Below are 17,611 nucleotides of genomic sequence, written 5' to 3' on the forward strand. Positions count from 1 at the left end.
CCGGCCCCCCTGGTTCGCGGGCGGGGTTTGGGGCGGCGGGGCTGCCGGCCCGGGGGCGGAGACAGCAAAGGGGCGCGCGGCCCCTTTTGGCTTGCCAGGCTGGCGGCGAGCGCTTACTTGCTCTTGATCATCGTGCCGACGCCGTGGTCGGTGAGGATTTCGAGCAGCAGGCAGTGTTCGACGCGGCCGTCGATGATGTGCACGCTCTTCACGCCGTTGCGGGCGGCGTCGAGCGCCGATGCGATCTTGGGCAGCATGCCGCCGGAGAGGGTGCCGTCGGCGACCAGCCCGTCGATGTCGCGCGGGGTGAGGCCGGTGAGCAGCTTGCCCGCCTTGTCGAGCACGCCGGGGGTGTTGGTGAGGAGCACCAGCTTTTCGGCCTTGAGGATCTCGGCCAGCTTGCCGGCCACCACGTCGGCGTTGATGTTGTAGCTCTCGCCCTCTTCGCCTACGCCGATGGGGGCGATCACCGGGATGAAGTCGCCCTGATCGAGGAAGGAGATCAGGCTCGGGTCGATCTGGGTGATGTCGCCCACCTGGCCGATGTCGATCAGGTCGCCCGGGTGATCCTTGTCTTCCATCTTGAGCTTTTTGGCCCGGATGAAGTTGGAGTCCTTGCCGGTGAGGCCCACAGCCTTGCCGCCGGCCTGGTTGATGAGGCTGACGATCTCCTTGTTCACCTGACCGCCCAGCACCATCTCGACGACTTCCATGGTCTCGGCGTCGGTGACGCGCATGCCCTGGACGAACTCGCCCTTCTTGCCGACGCGGGAGAGCATGGTCTCGATCTGCGGGCCGCCGCCGTGGACGACCACCGGGTTGAAGCCGACCAGCTTGAGCAGCACCACGTCGCGGGCGAAGCATTCCTTCAGGTGCGGATCGGTCATCGCGTTGCCGCCGTACTTGATGACGAGGGTCTTGTCCTGGAAGCGGCGGATGTAGGGCAGGGCTTCGGCGATGATGGCGGCCTTCTGGGCCGGGGACAGGTCGGAGGTGTCGAGATGCTGGCTCATGGTTGTCTGCGCGCAGGTTGGTTGCGGGTAGCCGCGATTGTAATGACGGGGCCCGCAAACCAAAAGCGGGAAGCACAGGCTTCCCGCTTTCGAGATTGCAACGGCGTTTTACGATCTCAGTCGATGACGAGGCGCTTCGCCTGGGGAGCGGTCTTCTTGGGCAGGCTGAGTTCCAGCACACCGTCGGTGAATCTGGCCGACGCCTTGGCTTCATCCACGTCCTGACCGAGCTGGAAGCTGCGGGACACCTGGCCGAAGTAGCGTTCGGTGCGCAGCACCCGTTCGCCTTCCCTGGTTTCCTTGTCCTGCTTGCGTTCGGCGCTGATGGAAACCACCGGGCCGTCGATGTGCACGTGGATGTCTTCCTTCTTGATGCCGGGAAGCTCGGCATGCACCAGGAAGGCGTCGTCCGCTTCCTTGACGTCGACACGCATCTGGGGGGCTTCGGCCGGCGCGCCGTATTCGACCGGGCGCACGAAGAAACCGCGGAAGAAGTCGTCCAGAGGGTCGCGGCGAGTCATGTTGCTCATTCGTAGATCTCCTTGTTCCGGTTGCGGTGTCGAGGGCGGTGGTGCCCTCTCCGATCCGTACATGGGGTTGCCGTCGACGGACTTCAAGCCCCGCTGCGGGGTACACTCGGGGGGCTGAACGAGGAGAACGCCGCACCATGGAAACCCGCCCCGACCCTGCCCCGACCAACATCTGCCCGGCGTGCGGGGCGGCCTTCACCTGCGGGATGAATGCCGGCGAGACGACGTGCTGGTGCGCGGCCTTCCCGCCCGTGCTGGCGGTGCCGGACGATGAGCAGGCGGGGCGCTGCTACTGCCCGGATTGCCTGAAGAAGCGCGTCGAGGCGGCTAGGCGGCGCTGAGGCGGCGGGCGAGCAGGCGGATGGCGTCGCGGTTGGTCCACGAGAAGACCTTCGCGGCGGCCTCTTGCCAGGGAAGCCAGCCGGCGGCGGTGTGCTCGTCGGGGGCGATGCGGACCGGCACGATGCCCGGCACGCACAGGCTGAAGAGGTGTTCGGTGTTGTGGGTGACGCCGGGGGCGTAGCGGCCGCGCCAGCGGGGGAGAATCGGGAAGCGGTTGGCGAGCTGCCAGTCGGCGAGGGTCTCGGGCGCGGCGCGGATGCCGGTCTCTTCGGCCACTTCGCGCAGCGCGGTGGCGACCAGGGCCTCGTCGCCCTCGCGGCTGCCGGTGACCGACTGCCACAGGCCCGGGCTGCCGGCGCGCTCCAGCAGCAGCACCTCCAGTTGCGGGGTGTGAATCACCACCAGCACCGAGACGGGCTGCTTGAACGCGGGGCTCACGCCAGATCCTGCATCCAGTCCATGTCGCCCGACGCGGTGCCGACGAGGGTCCAGAAAGGGATGTTGTCTTCGCGCCAGGTGTCGGCGGCGTCCTGGAAGATCGACAGGGCGGTGGCGAAGTCGGTGGGGCTGGCTGCGGCGAAGGTGTCGGCGTGGTCGAGGACGATCACGTAGCCATCGGCGGCCATCCACGACAGGTCGGTGAGGCAGTCGGCCAGGGCGTCCCAGTTGTGGCCGTACCAGTCGGGAAAGGCCAGGGCTTCGCCCACCGCGGCCAGGAAGGCTTCCTTGGTGGTGACCCGGGCGAGGTCGACGCGGTGGACGGGGTATTCGAGGCTCTCGGCGGCTTCTTCGAGGGCGAGGTCGGCGGCGTAGGGCATGCGGTGGATCCCGGCCCTTTCGGACCGGGAGAGCAGTGAGTGGAAATCCGGCGCGGGCATGGTTTTACTCCCGGATGCGGCGGAAGCTGCGGTAGTGGTCGTCGGAGTAGTAGAAAACCGTGGGCGGGTTGCCGCCGCTCACGATGCGCCGGGCGCCCCGGTCGCGGGAGCCGGGGGTGGTGACGGTGAATTCCCGGTAGTAGCCGCGGGCGGCTTCGGGCAGGCGGCCTTCCCGGTTCTGGAAGGGGATGCCGTCGCGGCGGTAGGGGTAGGGGCCGCCCTGGTGGATCAGGGCCAGGGTTTCCCGGGCCTCGCGGGGCAGTTCTGCCACCGGAACGGTGTCGATGCCGTTGCTGCGCCAGTCGAGGAAGTCGCGGGCGTGGGCGCTGCCGGCGGCCAGCAGCACGATGAGAAGGGCAAGGCGGAACAGGCGGACGAACATGGCGGCGAATCGGGCGGGAAGCGGATGTCCCGCCAGTTTAGCAGCCAGCGGCTCAGGCCTGAATGCCGTACTTCTTGAGGAGGTTGTAGTAGTAGGCGGTGAGGGCGGGCAGACGGCTGCTGCCCGGGTCCTGCAGGCGGGCGCGCTCCATCATGCCGCGGGCCTGCTCGGCGAAGCGCTCGTTCCAGCCGCAGTGCTCGATGTGCTTGAGGAGGGCCAGGGTGGCGTTGAACAGGACGTGGGTGTTGCCGGGCATCCGCCGCACCGCGCTCAGCATGAACTGCACGGCGCCGTCGAAGTCGCCGCTCTGGGCCTTGCGGGCGCCTTCCGAGACGAGATCGCGCACTTCGCCGTCGATCTGGCCGGCGAGCTGTTCGCCGAGGTTCTCCTTGCCCACTTCCTTGAGCATGGCCTTGGTCTTCTCGACCGAGCGCTCGTCGGGGGCGTTGCGCATGATGTCGAGGACGACTTCGGCGCCGTGGTCGTCGAGCTGGCTGGCAAAACAGGCGCGGGCGAGTTCGCCCTTGAGCTTGGGCGAGAGGGCCTGAGCGGCGCCCTGTTCGGCCAGGAGGGTCTTGAGGGCTTCGCCGGCCCGCTGGGTGTCGCCCTTCTTGACGTGGACCAGGGCGCTTGAGAGGGTGGAGCAGGAGCGCGTCTTGTCGAGCCCGGCCATGGAGCGTTCGAGATCGCGGATCGTTGCTTCGGCCTGGGTGGTGTCGCCTTTGCCGAGCTGGGCCTGGAGCAGGCGGACGTGGTCTTCGGGGTCGCGAAAGTCGGAATACTTGCCCTTGCGCACCACCTCGCTGAGGATGCGTTCGGCCTCCTCGTGATCCCCGGTCTCGATGGACAGCTCGCCCAGGCGCCGCAGGCGACCGATCCGGTGGGGCGACAGGGCCGTGGCGTTGGCCAGGATGTGACGGGCCGACTCCAGGTTGCCGGCGGCCTCGCGGGTGCGGGCGAGCCAGTCGTAGGCGTCCACGAAGAGGTCGTTCTCATTGACCAGGGCCTGCAGCATGTCGCTGGCCTCGTCGTAGCGCTTCTGCATGAACAGGGTCTTGGCGAGGCCAAGACGGGCCCACGGGACGCTCCGGGTTTCGAGGATGCGCTCGTAGAGCCGCTGGGCTGCGTCGGCCTGGCCGCTGGCCACCTGGAGTTCGGCTCGCAGGCGCAGGAAGTCGAGGGCCCACTGGGGGTATTTGCCTTCGGCCTCGGCGCAGGTGGCGATGGCGTCGGGCACGTTGCCCACCTCGATCAGGCGGTACACCGGCATGAAGGCGTCGCGCTTATCGAGGGCGCGCAGGATGCGCTCGTGGAGCGTGTCGGCGGCGAAGGGCTTGAGGATGTAGTCGTTGGGCGCCAGCTCGGCGGCGCTCACCACCCGCTCGTACTGGCGCTCGCCGGTGACCATGACGAACAGCGTCGACAGGGGGATGATGCCGTTGTGGCGCAGGTCTTCGAGCAGGTGCTGGCCGTCCTGGCCATCGCCGATGTGGTACTCGCAGAGGATCAGGTCGAAGCGGCTGTCCCGCAGCTTGCGCACCGCGACGCCCGCCGACACGGCGAACTGCACCTTGGCGATGCCGCTCATGTTGAGCATGTTGCGAAGCTGCGTCCGCATGTTCGGATTGGCTTCGACGATGAGGGCGGAGATGGTGTCGAGATCGATCACGGACGCAGGTCAGGCATGGGATGGACGAGGCATCGATGCAAACGGCCGGCGAGGGTGAATCTTGATAGGTTGATGCAAGAAAAAGGGGCAAACGGCGAACCGTTTGCCCCTTTTTGGTGCGCGTGAGCGCGACGGCGGTCAGGCCGCGGGTGCGTCCGGCGCCTTCTGGCGCAGGCGGATGTGCAGTTCGCGCAGCTGCTTCTCGTCCACCGGCGACGGGGCGTCGGTGAGCAGACACTGGGCGCGCTGGGTCTTGGGGAAGGCGATCACGTCGCGGATGGATTCGGCGCCGGTCATCATGGTGACGATGCGGTCGAGACCGAAGGCGAGGCCGCCGTGCGGGGGCGCGCCGTACTTGAGGGCGTCGAGCAGGAAGCCGAACTTGGCCTGCTGTTCTTCCGGCCCGATATTGAGGGCGGTGAAGACCTTCTCCTGCACGTCGGCGCGGTGGATACGCACCGAGCCGCCGCCGATTTCCCAGCCGTTGAGGGCGAGGTCGTAGGCCTTGGCGAGGCACTTGCCCGGATCGGTGGCGAGCAGGTCGAGGTGCTCGTCCTTGGGGCTGGTGAAGGGGTGGTGGCAGGCGGTCCAGCGCTTGTCTTCGTCGTCGTATTCGAACATCGGGAAATCGACGACCCACAGCGGTTCCCAGGCCTTGCCGTTGACGAAGCCCTTCTCGTGCCCGAGCTTGATGCGCAGGGCGCCGAGGGCGTCGTTCACCACCTTGGTCTTGTCGGCGCCGAAGAAGATGAGGTCGCCGGACTGGGCGCCGGTGCGCTCGAGGATGGTACGCAGCGCGGTTTCGTGGAGGTTCTTGACGATGGGCGACTGGAGGCCGGCTTCGTTCACCTGGGTGACGTCGTTCACCTTGATGTAGGCGAGGCCGCGGGCGCCGTAGATGCCGACGAACTTGGTGTATTCGTCGATCTCGCCGCGGGTGAGGCTGGCGCCGCCCGGCACGCGCATGGCGGCGACCCGGCCGCCCGAGGTGGCGGGGCCGCTGAAGACCTTGAAGGCGACGTCGGCCACGGCGTCGGTGACGTCGGTGAGTTCGAGGGTGACGCGCATGTCGGGCTTGTCGGAGCCGAAGCGGGCCATGGCTTCGGCGTAGGTCATGCGCGGGAAGGGGGTGGGCAGCTCGACGGCCAGCACTTCCCTGAAGACGGTGCGGATCATCTCTTCCATCATCGCCGTGATCTCGGCTTCGGTGAGGAAGGAGGTTTCGATATCGACCTGGGTGAATTCCGGCTGACGGTCGGCGCGCAGGTCTTCGTCGCGGAAGCACTTGACGATCTGGTAGTAGCGATCGTAGCCGGCCACCATCAGCATCTGCTTGAAGAGCTGCGGCGACTGGGGCAGCGCGAAGAACTGGCCATCATGCACGCGGGAGGGCACGAGGTAGTCGCGGGCGCCCTCCGGGGTGCTCTTGGTGAGCATCGGGGTTTCGATGTCGATGAAGCCCTGGGCGTCGAGGAAGCGGCGGAAGGCCATGGCCGTGCGGTAGCGCAGGATCATGTTCTTCTGCATCTGCGGACGGCGCAGGTCGATGACGCGGTGGGTGAGGCGGGTGGTCTCGGAGAGGTTTTCCTCGTCGAGCTGGAACGGGGGCGTGGCGGAGGTGTTGAGCACCTCGATCTCGTGGCACAGCACCTCGATCTCGCCGGAGACCAGATTGGTGTTCTCGGTATTGGCGGGGCGGCGGCGCACCTTGCCGGTGATCTTGAGGACGAACTCGTTGCGGACCGATTCGGCCACCTGGAACATGTCGGCCCGATCCGGGTCGCACACCACCTGGACGAGACCTTCCCGGTCGCGCAGGTCGATGAAGATCACGCCGCCGTGGTCGCGCCGGCGGTGAACCCAGCCGCAGAGGGTGACGATCTGGTCGAGGTAGGCGGTCGAAACGAGGCCGCAGTATTGAGTTCGCATGGTGGGGTCTTTATTTCCTGGGAAAACGGAACGCGCCTGCCGGGCAGACGCGTTATTGATTCAGAAGGGCGCCGGCAGGTTTGAGCGCTGCGGGCCGGCTGGGCGTGGGTGGCGCCACCACGCCCATCGAAATGATGTACTTGAGGGCCTCATCGACGCTCATGTCGAGCTCGACGGCGTCCTTGCGGGGCAGCATCAGGAAGAAGCCGGACGTGGGGTTGGGCGTGGTGGGCACATACACGCTGACGAAATCGCTGCCCAGATGACGGGCCGCGTCGCCGCCGGGGGCGCCGGTCTGGAAGCCGATGGTCCACATGCCCTCGCGGGGGTACTGGATGAGCAGCGCCTTGCGGAAAGCCTGGCCGTTGCTCGAAAGCAGGGTGTCGGACACCTGCTTGACGCTGTAGTAGATCGACTTGACCACCGGGATGCGCGACAGGAGGCTCTCCCAGAAGCGCACCAGCCGCTGGCCGACGAAGTTGGCCGCGGCAAGGCCGGTGGCGACGATCACGACGAGCGACACGACCACCCCGATCCCCGGGACGTGGAAGCCCAACAGGGCATCCGGGCGGAGGGTGGGCGGAACCAGCAGCAGGATCTGGTCGAGGGTCGTGACGATCCACGCCAGCACCACGAAGGTGATGACGAGCGGAATCCAGATCAGCAGGCCGGTTACGAAGTATTTTTTCATTCAGCAGCGGTCGCGCGTCGGTGTCAGTGGCACGCGCAACTGCCGCCACAGGGCGTGGGGGCGGGGCTGTCGGATTTGGCCGTTTCGGTTTTCGGGCTGGCGCCGGAGCCGCCCTTGAAGTCGGTGGCGTACCAGCCGTTGCCCTTGAGCTGGAAGCCGGCCGCGGAGATCTGTTTGGCGTAGGCTTCTGCGCCACAGGCGGGGCAGACGGTGAGCGGGGCGTCGCTCATTTTCTGAAGATGATCTTTTTGATGGCCGCAGGCGCTGCAGCGATACTCGTAGATGGGCATGACGAGCTCCGGAAAGTCGATTGGGACGAAGTTTAGCGCATCGCAACATCGGGCGAAACCAGCCCGCTATGGTGCAAATGGGGACGAACCGGCCTGTTTCAAGCGCCGGCGCGGGGCGCTCAGAGCATTCCGAGGTAGGCGCTGGTGAGCGGGGCGCCCCAGAACAGGGCCAGCAGACCGGCCGCGGCGAGGTAGGGGCCGAAGGGGATGGGGATTTCGCGGCCGTGCTGGCGCAACAGGATGAGGGCGATGCCGACCACCGCGCCCACCACCGAGGACAGCAGGATGGCGAGGGGGAGGATCTGCCAGCCCAGCCAGGCGCCGATGGCCGCGAGCAGCTTGAAGTCTCCGTAGCCCATGCCCTCCTTGCCGGTGGCAAGCTTGAACAGCCAGAAGACGGACCACAGGGACAGATAACCGGCCGCGGCGCCGACCACTGCGCTGGGCAGATCGGTGAAGGTGCCGCCAAGATTGAGGAGCAGCCCGAGCCATAGCAGCGGGAGGGTGATGCTGTCGGGCAGGAGCTGGGTGTCCAGGTCGATGAAGCAGAGGGCGACCATTGCCCAGACGAAGACCAGTGCGCCGGCCGCCTGCATGCCAAAGCCGAAATGAAAGGCGGTGAAGCCCGAGGCCAGCGCGCAGAAGAACTCGACAAGGGGGTAGCGGGGGCTGATCGGCCCGCTGCAGTGACGGCAGCGGCCCCGCAGCAGCAGGTAGCTCACCACCGGGATGTTCTCGATTGCGCCGATGAGATGCCCGCAGTGGGGGCAACGGGAGCGCGGGGTGGCAAGGTTGAAGCGGGGCTGTTCGGGGGGCGATTCGCCGCGCAGGCTGGCCGCCTCGGCCTGCCACTCCCGCTCCATCATCACCGGCAGCCGGTGGATGACGACGTTCAGGAAGCTGCCGACGAACAGGCCGAGCAGGGCGCAAAGCGCCGTGAAGACCAGCGGGTCTTTGAAGATGTCCATGCTGGAGGGGCGGCGCGGGTCAGGAGACCACGGCGCCGATCTTGAAGATCGGAAGGTACATGGCGACCACCAGACCGCCGATGACGACACCCAGGAACACCATGATGAGCGGTTCGAGCAGCTGGCTCAGGCCGGCGACGGCGTCGTCCACCTCCCGTTCGTAGAAGTCGGCCACCTTGCTGAGCATGGAGTCGAGCTGGCCGGATTCCTCGCCGATGGACACCATCTGGACCACCATGGTCGGGAAGACCAGGGCGTTCTGCATTGCCACGGTGAGGCTGGTGCCGGTGCTGACGTCGGACTGGATCTGCTTGGTGGCCTGCCGGTAGACCACGTTCCCGGCGGCGCCGCCCACCGAGTCGAGGGCCTCGACGAGGGGGACGCCGGCGGCGAACATGGTGGACAGGGTGCGCGTCCACCGGGCGATGGTGGCCTTTCGGACCACCTCGCCGATGACCGGGATCTGCAGGGTGATCCGGTCGACGGCCACCTGCATCTGCACCGAGTGCTTGTAGGCGTACGAGATGCCGAGGACCACGCCCAGGATGATCCCGAAGAAGATGTACCAGTAGGCCACGAAGAAGTCGGAAATGCCGATCACCATCATCGTGGGGGCGGGCAGGTCGGCGCCGAAGCTGGCGAAGACCTTCTTGAACTCGGGAACGACGAACAGCATCATCACCGAGACGACCAGCGCGGCCACCACCACCACGGCCACCGGGTAGAACATCGCGGATTTGATCTTGCTCTTGATGGCAAGAATCTTCTCTTTGTAGGTGGCGAGACGGTCGAGGAGGGCGTCGAGGATGCCGGCCTGTTCGCCCGCGGCGACCAGGTTGCAGAACAGGGCGTCGAAGTGTACCGGGTGGCGCCGGAAGGCCTGGGACAGGCTGCTGCCGGTCTCCACGTTGGCGCGGACGTCGTTGAGCAGGCGTGCCAGGGACGGATTGCCGCAGCCCTTGATGGCGATGTCGAAGGACTGGAGCAGCGGCACGCCCGAACGCATCATCGTGGCCAGCTGCCGGGTGAACAGTGCGATGTCCTTGTCGGTGATGGCGCGCCCGCGGGAGAAGGCCTGCTTGCGGATCTTCTGGGCGAGGATGCCCTGCCGGCGCAGCACGGTCTGGACGACGGTCTCGGTGGTGGCGCGCATTTCGCCACGGATGATCTTGCCGGTCTTGTCCTTGCCTTCCCAGACGAACAGGTGTTCGCGGGCTGCGGTTGCGGTTCGGGCAGGGGGTTTCTTGTTCGGTGCAGTGGCCATCAATAATTTCCGCGTGAAGCGATCACTCGTTCGTGCAGGCGAGGACTTCGGTCAGCGACGTGACCCCCTGCTTCACCTTCAGCAGTCCGGACTGGCGCAGATCCCGCACGCCTTCGAGCTGGGCCTGGGCTGCGATATCCATCGAGTTGCCGTTCGTCATGATTATACGTGCGATCTCTTCGGAGATCGGCATCACCTGGTAAATGCCCAGCCGCCCCTTGTAGCCGGAGCCTTTGCAGCGTTCGCAGCCCTTGGGGCCGTAGGGCTGCCATGTGCCGTCGATGTCTTCTTCCTTGAAACCCGCTGAAATGAGCGCCTCGATCGGGATGTCGACCGGTTGCTTGCAGGTGCACAGACGGCGAGCGAGCCGCTGGGCGGTGATCATGATGACCGACGATGCGATATTGAACGGCGCGACGCCCATGTTCTTTAGGCGTTCGAGGGTCGACGGTGCGTCGTTGGTGTGCAGGGTGGACAGCACCAGGTGGCCGGTCTGGGCGGCTTTGACCGAAATTTCGGCGGTTTCGAGGTCGCGGATTTCGCCCACCATGATCACGTCGGGATCCTGGCGGAGGAAGGAGCGCAGCGCCGAGGCGAAGGTGAGGCCGGCCTTTTCGTTGACGTTGACCTGGTTGATGCCGGGGAGGTTGATTTCCGCCGGGTCTTCGGCGGTGCTGATGTTGACGCCGGGTTTGTTCAGGATGTTGAGGCAGGTGTAGAGCGACACCGTCTTGCCGCTGCCGGTGGGGCCGGTGACGAGCACCATGCCGTAGGGGCGGGAGACGGCATCGAGCAGGGCGGCCTTTTGATCCGGCTCGTAACCGAGGGCGTCGACGCCCAGCATGGCCGAGGTGGGATCGAGGATCCGCATCACGATCTTCTCGCCGTGCAGGGTGGGGAGCGTGGACACCCGGAAGTCGATGGACTTGTTCTTGGAGAGCACGAGCTTCATCCGGCCATCCTGGGGGATGCGCTTCTCGGAGATGTCGAGCCGGGAGATGACCTTGATGCGGGCGGCGATCTTTTCCTTCAGCACCAGCGGCGGCTGGGCAATCTCGCGCAGGATGCCGTCGGTGCGGAAGCGGATGCGGTAGTACTTCTCGTAGGGTTCGAAGTGGATGTCCGACGCCCCTTCGTTGATGGCGTCGATCAGCAGCTTCTGGATGAAGCGCACGACCGGCGCGTCGTCCACCTCCGAGGCGCTCTCCTCGATCACGGGGGCGTCGGCCAGACCGTCCTGGCCGAGGAGGTCCATGTCGAACTCTTCGCCGGTGAGATCCTTCAGGGCCGCCGAGGCGGTTTCGGAGAGGTGTTCGACGAGGGCGACGAGCTTGGGCGCCTCGACCACCACCGGATCGACGGCGAGGCCGGTCTGGAAGCGGATCTCGTCGAGGATGCGCAGATTGGACGGATCGGCCAGGGCCAGGGCCAGGCGGTTGCCGCGGCGACCGAGGGCCACCACCTGATGCTTGAGCATCAGCTTGCGGTCGATGGCGTCGATGGCCAGATGGGACTGCTCGAAGGCGGCGAGGTCGAGGGCCGGGGTGCCGAAGGTGTCGGCGGCAAAGCGCGCCACATCGTTGGCGCTCATCAGCCCCCGGTTGATGACCTCGAGGACGAAATCGTTGGGGTTGCCCGTTCCGGACGTGCACTGCAGGGCTTCGGCTTCGAGGAGCCGGCCATGTTGTACCAGGGCACGGGCGAGGCCGCTCAGGGCGGCGTGGGGAGTGGCTGACATGCCGGAGCGTCTTTGAAGGTGAACGGCCTTGAACGTGCCCGGATCATGCCGTCAGGGCGAGGGCTTGTAAAGCCGCGACACGTTTTATGGCGACTTTTTCGCAGCAGTGCGGAATATTCGCACGGTCTTGATGCGACGATCCTCGGCCTGGACCACCTCGATGGGGATGCCGGCGATCTTGATCGACACGCCGGCTTCGGGGATGTCCTGCAGGTGTTCGAGCAGCAGGCCGTTGAGCGTCTTGGGGCCGTCGACGGGAAGATCGAGCCCCAGCCGGCGGTTCAGGTTGCGCAGGTGCTGACTGCCGTCGACGATCACGCTGCCGTCTTCGCGCCAGGTGAGCTTGTCGGCGGCGTCCGGCGCGCCGGTGGTGAACTTGCCGATCAGCTCCTCGATGATGTCCTCGAGGGTGACGAGCCCGAGGAGTTCGCCGTACTCGTCCACCACCAGCCCGAGGCGCTCCCGGTTCTCCTGGAAGAACTGGAGTTGGGAGTACACCGGCGTGCTGGCCGGGATGAAGTAGGGCCGCGACAGCATGCCGCGGATGTCGGCGACGGAGAGGCCGTGGCCGAGGGTCTGGCCGAGGAGGCGGCGCACGTGGAGGATGCCGATCACCGCGTTCATCTCGCCGTCGAACACCGGCAGGCGGGTGTGGTAGCAGGTGGCGAGGTGGCCCTGGATGACGTCCATGGGCTCGGCGATGTTGACCGCCTCGATCTGGCTGCGCGAGGTCATCACGTCCTCGACGGTGATGTCTTCCAGTTCGAAGAGGTTGACCAGGATGCTGCGGTGCTTGGGCGGGATGAAGGCGCCGGACTCCAGGACCATGGTGCGCAGCTCTTCGGTGGACAGGCTGTGGGCGTCCTGGCTGCCGGTGGGCTGCAGGCGGAGCAGGCGCAGTAGCCCCGCGACGAACAGGTTCACGAACCACACGACGGAGTACAGGCTCTTGAGCAGCGCCGACAGCGGGTAGCTCACCACGCAGGCGAGCCGGTTGGCGTGGTTGGCGCCGATCACTTTTGGGGTGATCTCGGAGAACACCAGGATCAGGAAGGTGACCGCCAGGGTGCTCACGCCGAGCACCCATTCCTCGCTGCCGAAGAGCTGGATCGTGATGACGCTGACCAGCGTGGCCGCGGCGGCATTCACGAGGTTGTTGAAGAGCAGGATGATGCCCAGCAGCTTGTCGGTCTGGTCGAGCAGGTCAAGCGCCAGACGCGCCCCGCGGGAGCCCAGGCTGGCAGCGGAGCGCAGGCGATAGCGGTTGGCCGCCATCATGGCCGTTTCGGCCATCGAGAAGAAACCGGAGAGTGCCAGCAGCGTGACGAGGATCGCCGACTGGGCCGAAAGGGGGATGGCGTCCAAGCGGAGCGGTTTCGGTTGGGGAGTGCGCCCGAGTATTCAGGCCGGGTCATGCCTTGTCAAGCGCGGCCCAGCAGCACCTCGGCCACGAAGCGGCTGCCCACGTAGGCCAGCATCAGGGCGATGAAGCCGGCGAGGGTCCAGTATTGCGCCTTCCTGCCGCGCCAGCCCTGGAAGTGCCGGCCAACCAGCAGGCTGCCGAAGATCAGCCACGAGACGAACGCGAAGACCGTCTTGTGATCGACTCGGAAGGCCTTGCCGAACAGGGCTTCGGAGAACAGCACGCCGGAGCCCAGGGTGAGGGTGAGCAGCACGAAGGCGATGCCGATGAGGCGGAACAGCAGGGTTTCCATCGTCAGCAGCGGTGGCAGGGCGGCGATGGCGCGGGTGAGGTGGGCGCCGTGCAGCCGGCGTTCGGCCACGGCCATCAGCATGGCGTGGAGGGCCGCCAGGGTGAACAGGCTGTAGGCCAGCATCGCCACCACGAAGTGGGCGCGGAACAGCGGGGCGCTGGCGTTCTCGAGCAGGTGCTGGCCGGGAAAGAAGGCCGGCAGCAGGGCGCAGACGGCGGCTACCGGCATGGCGAGGGTCTGCAGGCCCTCGAGGCGGGCGTAGAGGCTTTCGATCCAGTAGAACAGCATCGCCAGCCATAGCATGAGCGACAGGGCGAGGCTGAAGCCGAAGTGGATGCCCTCTGCCGAAAAGAAGGTGCCGTTGAGGGCGAAACCGTGGGCGACGAGGGCGGCGAGCATCAGCGCGCGCTCTTTGGGCTGCAGGCCCTGGCGCGGGGTGGCGGTTGGCGCGATCCAGCGGGTGTGCCAGAAATGCACGCCAAGCAGCGCGTACAGGGAGGCGGGGAGGAGATGAAGTAGAATCGCGGGCATCTTTGAAGTTTACCCCAAGCCTTCGGCTCCAAACCATCATGCTGGATAACCTCACGACGCGACTTGCCAAAGTCGTCAAAACCCTTCGCGGCCAGGCTCGCCTGACCGAAGACAACATCCAGGACGCGCTGCGCGAAGTGCGCATGGCGCTGCTGGAGGCCGATGTGGCCTTGCCGGTGGTGAAGGATTTCATCGCCCGGGTGAAGGAAAAGGCGGTCGGCACCGAGGTGCTCAGCTCTCTCACGCCGGGCCAGGCGCTGGTGGGCGTGGTGCACCGCGAACTCACCGACCTGATGGGCGGTGCCCACGCGGGCCTCAATCTGGCCACCCAGCCGCCGGCGATCATCCTGATGGCCGGCTTGCAGGGCGCCGGCAAGACGACCACCACCGGCAAGCTCGGCAAGATGCTCACCGAGCGGATGAAGAAGAAGGTGCTCACGGTCTCGACCGACGTCTATCGCCCGGCGGCCATCGCCCAGCTGCAGACGGTGGCCCAGCAGGCGGGCATCGAATTCTTCCCGTCCACCGTCGACCAGAAGCCGGTGGATATCGCCCTGGCGGCGGTGGATTACGCCCGCCGCCACTACTTCGACGTGCTGCTCGTCGATACCGCCGGCCGCCTCGCCATCGACCAAGCGATGATGGAAGAGATCCAGGCCCTCCACGCCACGGTGAAGCCGATCGAGACTCTGTTCGTGGTCGATGCGATGCTTGGCCAGGATGCGGTGAACACCGCCCGCGCCTTCAACGACGCGCTGCCGCTCACCGGCGTGGTGCTCACCAAGCTCGACGGCGACGCCCGCGGCGGTGCGGCGCTGTCGGTGCGCCACGTGACCGGCAAGCCGCTCAAGTTTGCGGGGGTCGGCGAGAAGCTGGCCGGGCTGGAGGAGTTCCACCCCGAGCGGATGGCCAGCCGGATCCTGGGCATGGGCGACATCCTGTCGCTGGTGGAAGACGCCCGCCGCGGGGTGGATGAGGAGAAGGCCAAGGAGTTTGCCCAGAAGCTCAAGAGCGGCAAGGGCTTCGACCTCAACGACTTCAAGGACCAGCTCGGTCAGATGAAGAAGATGGGCGGCCTCTCCAGCCTGCTCGACAAGCTGCCGGCTCAGTTTGCCCAGGCCGCGGGCCAGCTCCAGGGCGGTGTCGAGGACAAGGCGGTGCGCCGCATCGAGGGCATCATCAACTCGATGACCCCGCTAGAGCGCGCCAAGCCGGAGCTTCTCAAGGCCTCGCGCAAGCGCCGGATCGCCGCCGGGGCCGGCGTGACGGTGCAGGAGGTCAATCGCCTCCTCAGCCAGTTCGAGCAGACCCAGAAGATGATGAAGCAGTTCTCCAAGGGCGGCATGCAGAAGATGATGCGGGCCATGAAGGGGCTGATGCCCGGCGGCGGCCTGCGCTGATAGCCGGCCGGCTCCGCCCGGGGCCGGCGATCCTGTTTGCCGCCGACACGCGGCCGTGGGAGGTGTAGCCGATGAAGTCCGACGACGATCGCTGGCGGCTGGCCGTCGAGGCTTCGGGCGACGCCCTGTGGGACTGGCGTCCCGTCGACGGCCATTGCTTTGCGTCGCCCAGGCTCGGCGGGATGCTCGGCCTGGCGCCGCCAGCGCCGGACAAGCTCGACTGGCGCCCCCATCTTCACCCCGACGATCGCGACGCCGTGCTGGCGGCCCTGCAGCGCTGCCTGGCACCGGACGGCGCCGCCTTTGCCACCGAGTTCCGCCTGCGCGGGAGTCACGGCCGCTACCGCTGGTGCGCCGCCCGCGGGGGCGTGGTGGAGCGCGGTGCGGCGGGTGAGGCCGTGCGTTTTGTGTGCCTGCTGCAGGACGTCACCGAAGCCCGCGAACAGCGGGACAACCTCCAGGCCTCGGAGCGCCTGTGGCAGTTCGCCCTCGAAGGACACGGCGATGCCCTGTGGGACTGGACCCTCGACACCGGGGTCATCAACATCAGCCCGTCCTTCGCGTCGATCGTCGGCTGGCCTGCCGGCGAATGCCTGCGCGGCAACGACATCTGGCCCGCGCGCATCCACCCGGACGACCTGCGCAAGGCGATGGCGGCCTTCAATGCCCACCTGTCGGGCGGACGCCCGATGACCGAGGTGGAGTTCCGCCTGCTGGTGAGCGACGGCACCTACCGCTGGGTGGCCCTGCGCGGCAAGGTCATGGAGTGCGACGCCCAGGGCCGGCCGGCGCGGATGATCGGCACCGTGCGCGACGTGCACGACCACTACCTCAGCATTGCCCGCGAGAAGCGCCAGGAGCGTGAGCTGGCCCGGGCCGCCCACCTGATCCACCTGGGCGAGATGGCCTCGGTGCTGTCCCACGAACTCAACCAGCCCCTCACCGCGCTGCGCAATTTCAGCGGGGTGGCGCTGCGGCGGCTGGACGAGCTGGGGCCCGCCGGGAACCGCATCGCCGAGCCGCTCAAGATGATCGCCGAGCAGGCGCTGCGGGCGGGCGACATCGTGCATCGGGTGCGCGGTTTCGTGCGCCGGGGCGGGCTGAAGTCGGCGCCGGTGGCGATGAACCGGGTGGTCCACAGCGTGGTGCGCTTCGCCGAGTTCGAGGCGCGGGCCCACGCGGTGCAGATCCTGCTGCAGCTGGCCGAACCGCTGCCCACGGTGAATGGCGATCAGGTGCAGCTGGAGCAGGTCTTGAGCAATCTGGTCAAGAACGCCATCGACGCGATGAGCGCCGTCCCGTGGTCGCGGGAGCTTGCGATCCGCACGCAGGTCGACCACGATGGGATGGTGGAAGTCGCGGTGATCGACTGCGGCGAGGGGCTGGCCGATGCCGTCCGGCAGGACCCCTTCGCCCCGTTCGCCACCACCAAGCCGGAAGGGGTCGGGCTGGGGCTGGCGATCTGTCGTACCATCATCGAGAACCACGGCGGGCGGATGTGGGTCGAATCCAGTGACGTGCAGGGGACGACCTTCTGCTTCGCCCTGCCGCCGATGCCCGCCGCCTGAGCGGGCACACAAGAAGACAGCAGCACCAAATATAAAAATGAGATACCTGGCAGGAGACAAATCATGGACGCGCCGCTCGTGTGCGTGGTGGATGACGATGACGCCGTCAGACTCTCCATCGGCCTTCTGATTGAAACCCTTGGTCTGCCGGTGCGCAGTTTCTCCAGCGCGCTGGATGTCCTCGAGGACACCGACGTCCTCGCAAGAGCCCACTGCCTCGTGCTGGATGTGCGGATGCCGGGGCTCTCCGGCGTGGGCCTGCAGGAGCGGCTGATCCGCCTCGCGCACACGGCGCCGATCATCTTCGTGTCCGGTCACGGCGACGTGCCGATGGTGGCCCGGGCGATGCGGGACGGCGCGTTCGACTTCCTGCAGAAGCCGTTCAACGAGCAGGTGCTGCTCGACCGCGTGCAGGAGGCTGTCCAGCTGGCGGCCCACCGGCGGCGTAAGGGCGCCCGACGTGCCGACATCCAGCGGCGCCTCGACGCCCTCACCCTGCGCGAGCGGGACGTGATGGAGGGGATGGTCGCCGGTCGCCTCAACAAGCAGATCGCCGAAGACCTGGGCATCAGCATGAAGACCGTCGAGCAGCACCGGGCCCGGGTGATGGAGAAGCTGCAGGCCGACTCCCTGGCGGGGCTGGTGCGGATCGTGGTGTGCGCCGAGCGCGAGGGCGACTGACGCTGCCAAAGGCGGGATGGCG

The 17,611-nt window shown here is 66.8% G+C and carries 18 protein-coding genes; 4 read left to right on the top strand and 14 right to left on the bottom strand.

Annotated elements, in window-relative coordinates:
* Positions 1 to 113: 113 nt before the first annotated feature.
* Together argB and ACE3N6_RS06575 are read right to left on the bottom strand one after the other, a co-directional pair.
* On the bottom strand, positions 114 to 1,013 hold the full coding sequence (gene argB, locus ACE3N6_RS06570) for an acetylglutamate kinase (protein WP_374244392.1): 900 nt from the start codon (positions 1,011 to 1,013) through the stop codon (positions 114 to 116).
* Positions 1,014 to 1,129: 116 nt separating this feature from the next.
* Positions 1,130 to 1,543, bottom strand: coding sequence for an Hsp20/alpha crystallin family protein (locus ACE3N6_RS06575; protein WP_374244393.1), 414 nt, complete (start codon positions 1,541 to 1,543; stop codon positions 1,130 to 1,132).
* A 137-nt stretch (positions 1,544 to 1,680) separates the two neighbouring features.
* On the opposite strand from ACE3N6_RS06575, the gene ACE3N6_RS06580 reads away from it, so the two are divergent.
* Positions 1,681 to 1,884 (top strand): cysteine-rich CWC family protein, encoded by a 204-nt coding sequence (locus tag ACE3N6_RS06580; protein ID WP_374244394.1) that lies wholly within the window; start codon positions 1,681 to 1,683, stop codon positions 1,882 to 1,884.
* On the opposite strand, the gene nudB is transcribed toward ACE3N6_RS06580, so the two are convergent.
* From nudB to ACE3N6_RS06640, 12 genes are all read right to left on the bottom strand, one after another.
* On the bottom strand, positions 1,871 to 2,323 hold the full coding sequence (nudB, locus tag ACE3N6_RS06585; RefSeq protein WP_374244395.1) for a dihydroneopterin triphosphate diphosphatase: 453 nt from the start codon (positions 2,321 to 2,323) through the stop codon (positions 1,871 to 1,873). The two genes, ACE3N6_RS06580 and nudB, sit on opposite strands and share 14 nt — an antisense overlap.
* On the bottom strand, positions 2,320 to 2,703 hold the full coding sequence (locus tag ACE3N6_RS06590; protein WP_374244396.1) for a barstar family protein: 384 nt from the start codon (positions 2,701 to 2,703) through the stop codon (positions 2,320 to 2,322). Before ACE3N6_RS06590 ends, nudB begins: the two co-directional genes overlap by 4 nt.
* Positions 2,704 to 2,767: 64 nt before the next feature.
* Positions 2,768 to 3,145 (bottom strand): ribonuclease domain-containing protein, encoded by a 378-nt coding sequence (locus ACE3N6_RS06595; RefSeq protein ID WP_374244397.1) that lies wholly within the window; start codon positions 3,143 to 3,145, stop codon positions 2,768 to 2,770.
* A 52-nt stretch (positions 3,146 to 3,197) separates the two neighbouring features.
* Positions 3,198 to 4,814, bottom strand: a complete 1,617-nt coding sequence (locus ACE3N6_RS06600) for a tetratricopeptide repeat protein (RefSeq protein WP_374244398.1) — start codon at positions 4,812 to 4,814, stop codon at positions 3,198 to 3,200.
* 138 nt (positions 4,815 to 4,952) lie between these two features.
* On the bottom strand, positions 4,953 to 6,743 hold the full coding sequence (gene aspS, locus ACE3N6_RS06605; protein ID WP_374244399.1) for an aspartate--tRNA ligase: 1,791 nt from the start codon (positions 6,741 to 6,743) through the stop codon (positions 4,953 to 4,955).
* 52 nt (positions 6,744 to 6,795) lie between these two features.
* Positions 6,796 to 7,434 carry a DUF502 domain-containing protein gene (locus ACE3N6_RS06610; RefSeq protein WP_374244400.1) on the bottom strand — a complete coding sequence of 213 codons (639 nt, stop codon included), beginning with the start codon at positions 7,432 to 7,434 and terminating at the stop codon, positions 6,796 to 6,798.
* Positions 7,435 to 7,457: 23 nt separating this feature from the next.
* Positions 7,458 to 7,724: an FmdB family zinc ribbon protein gene (locus ACE3N6_RS06615; RefSeq protein WP_374244401.1), complete on the bottom strand. Its 267-nt coding sequence runs from the start codon at positions 7,722 to 7,724 to the stop codon at positions 7,458 to 7,460.
* Between the two features lie 119 nt (positions 7,725 to 7,843).
* The gene (locus ACE3N6_RS06620) at positions 7,844 to 8,692 is read right to left on the bottom strand and encodes an A24 family peptidase (protein WP_374244402.1); all 849 of its coding nucleotides are present in this window, start codon (positions 8,690 to 8,692) and stop codon (positions 7,844 to 7,846) included.
* Positions 8,693 to 8,711: 19 nt separating this feature from the next.
* Positions 8,712 to 9,956 (bottom strand): type II secretion system F family protein, encoded by a 1,245-nt coding sequence (locus ACE3N6_RS06625; protein WP_374244403.1) that lies wholly within the window; start codon positions 9,954 to 9,956, stop codon positions 8,712 to 8,714.
* A gap of 22 nt (positions 9,957 to 9,978) precedes the next feature.
* Positions 9,979 to 11,694, bottom strand: a complete 1,716-nt coding sequence (gene pilB / locus ACE3N6_RS06630) for a type IV-A pilus assembly ATPase PilB (RefSeq protein ID WP_374244404.1) — start codon at positions 11,692 to 11,694, stop codon at positions 9,979 to 9,981.
* Positions 11,695 to 11,778: 84 nt separating this feature from the next.
* Positions 11,779 to 13,059 carry an HlyC/CorC family transporter gene (locus tag ACE3N6_RS06635; protein ID WP_374244405.1) on the bottom strand — a complete coding sequence of 427 codons (1,281 nt, stop codon included), beginning with the start codon at positions 13,057 to 13,059 and terminating at the stop codon, positions 11,779 to 11,781.
* A gap of 56 nt (positions 13,060 to 13,115) precedes the next feature.
* A complete protein-coding gene (locus ACE3N6_RS06640) occupies positions 13,116 to 13,940 on the bottom strand; it encodes an inner membrane protein YpjD (protein ID WP_374244406.1) in 825 nt (274 codons plus the stop codon).
* Between the two features lie 38 nt (positions 13,941 to 13,978).
* On the opposite strand from ACE3N6_RS06640, the gene ffh reads away from it, so the two are divergent.
* The 3 genes from ffh to ACE3N6_RS06655 all read left to right on the top strand — a co-directional run bounded on the left by ffh (position 13,979) and on the right by ACE3N6_RS06655 (position 17,589).
* Positions 13,979 to 15,340: a signal recognition particle protein gene (gene ffh, locus ACE3N6_RS06645; protein WP_374244407.1), complete on the top strand. Its 1,362-nt coding sequence runs from the start codon at positions 13,979 to 13,981 to the stop codon at positions 15,338 to 15,340.
* A 71-nt stretch (positions 15,341 to 15,411) separates the two neighbouring features.
* Entirely contained in the window at positions 15,412 to 16,908 is a 1,497-nt protein-coding gene (locus tag ACE3N6_RS06650; RefSeq protein ID WP_374244408.1) for a PAS domain-containing protein, read from the top strand.
* Between the two features lie 63 nt (positions 16,909 to 16,971).
* Positions 16,972 to 17,589, top strand: a complete 618-nt coding sequence (locus ACE3N6_RS06655; RefSeq protein ID WP_374244409.1) for a response regulator transcription factor — start codon at positions 16,972 to 16,974, stop codon at positions 17,587 to 17,589.
* The last annotated feature ends 22 nt before the right edge of the window (positions 17,590 to 17,611 follow it).

The sequence above is a fragment of the Zoogloea sp. genome, assembly GCF_041904905.1.
In the GTDB taxonomy this organism is placed as follows: domain Bacteria; phylum Pseudomonadota; class Gammaproteobacteria; order Burkholderiales; family Rhodocyclaceae; genus Zoogloea.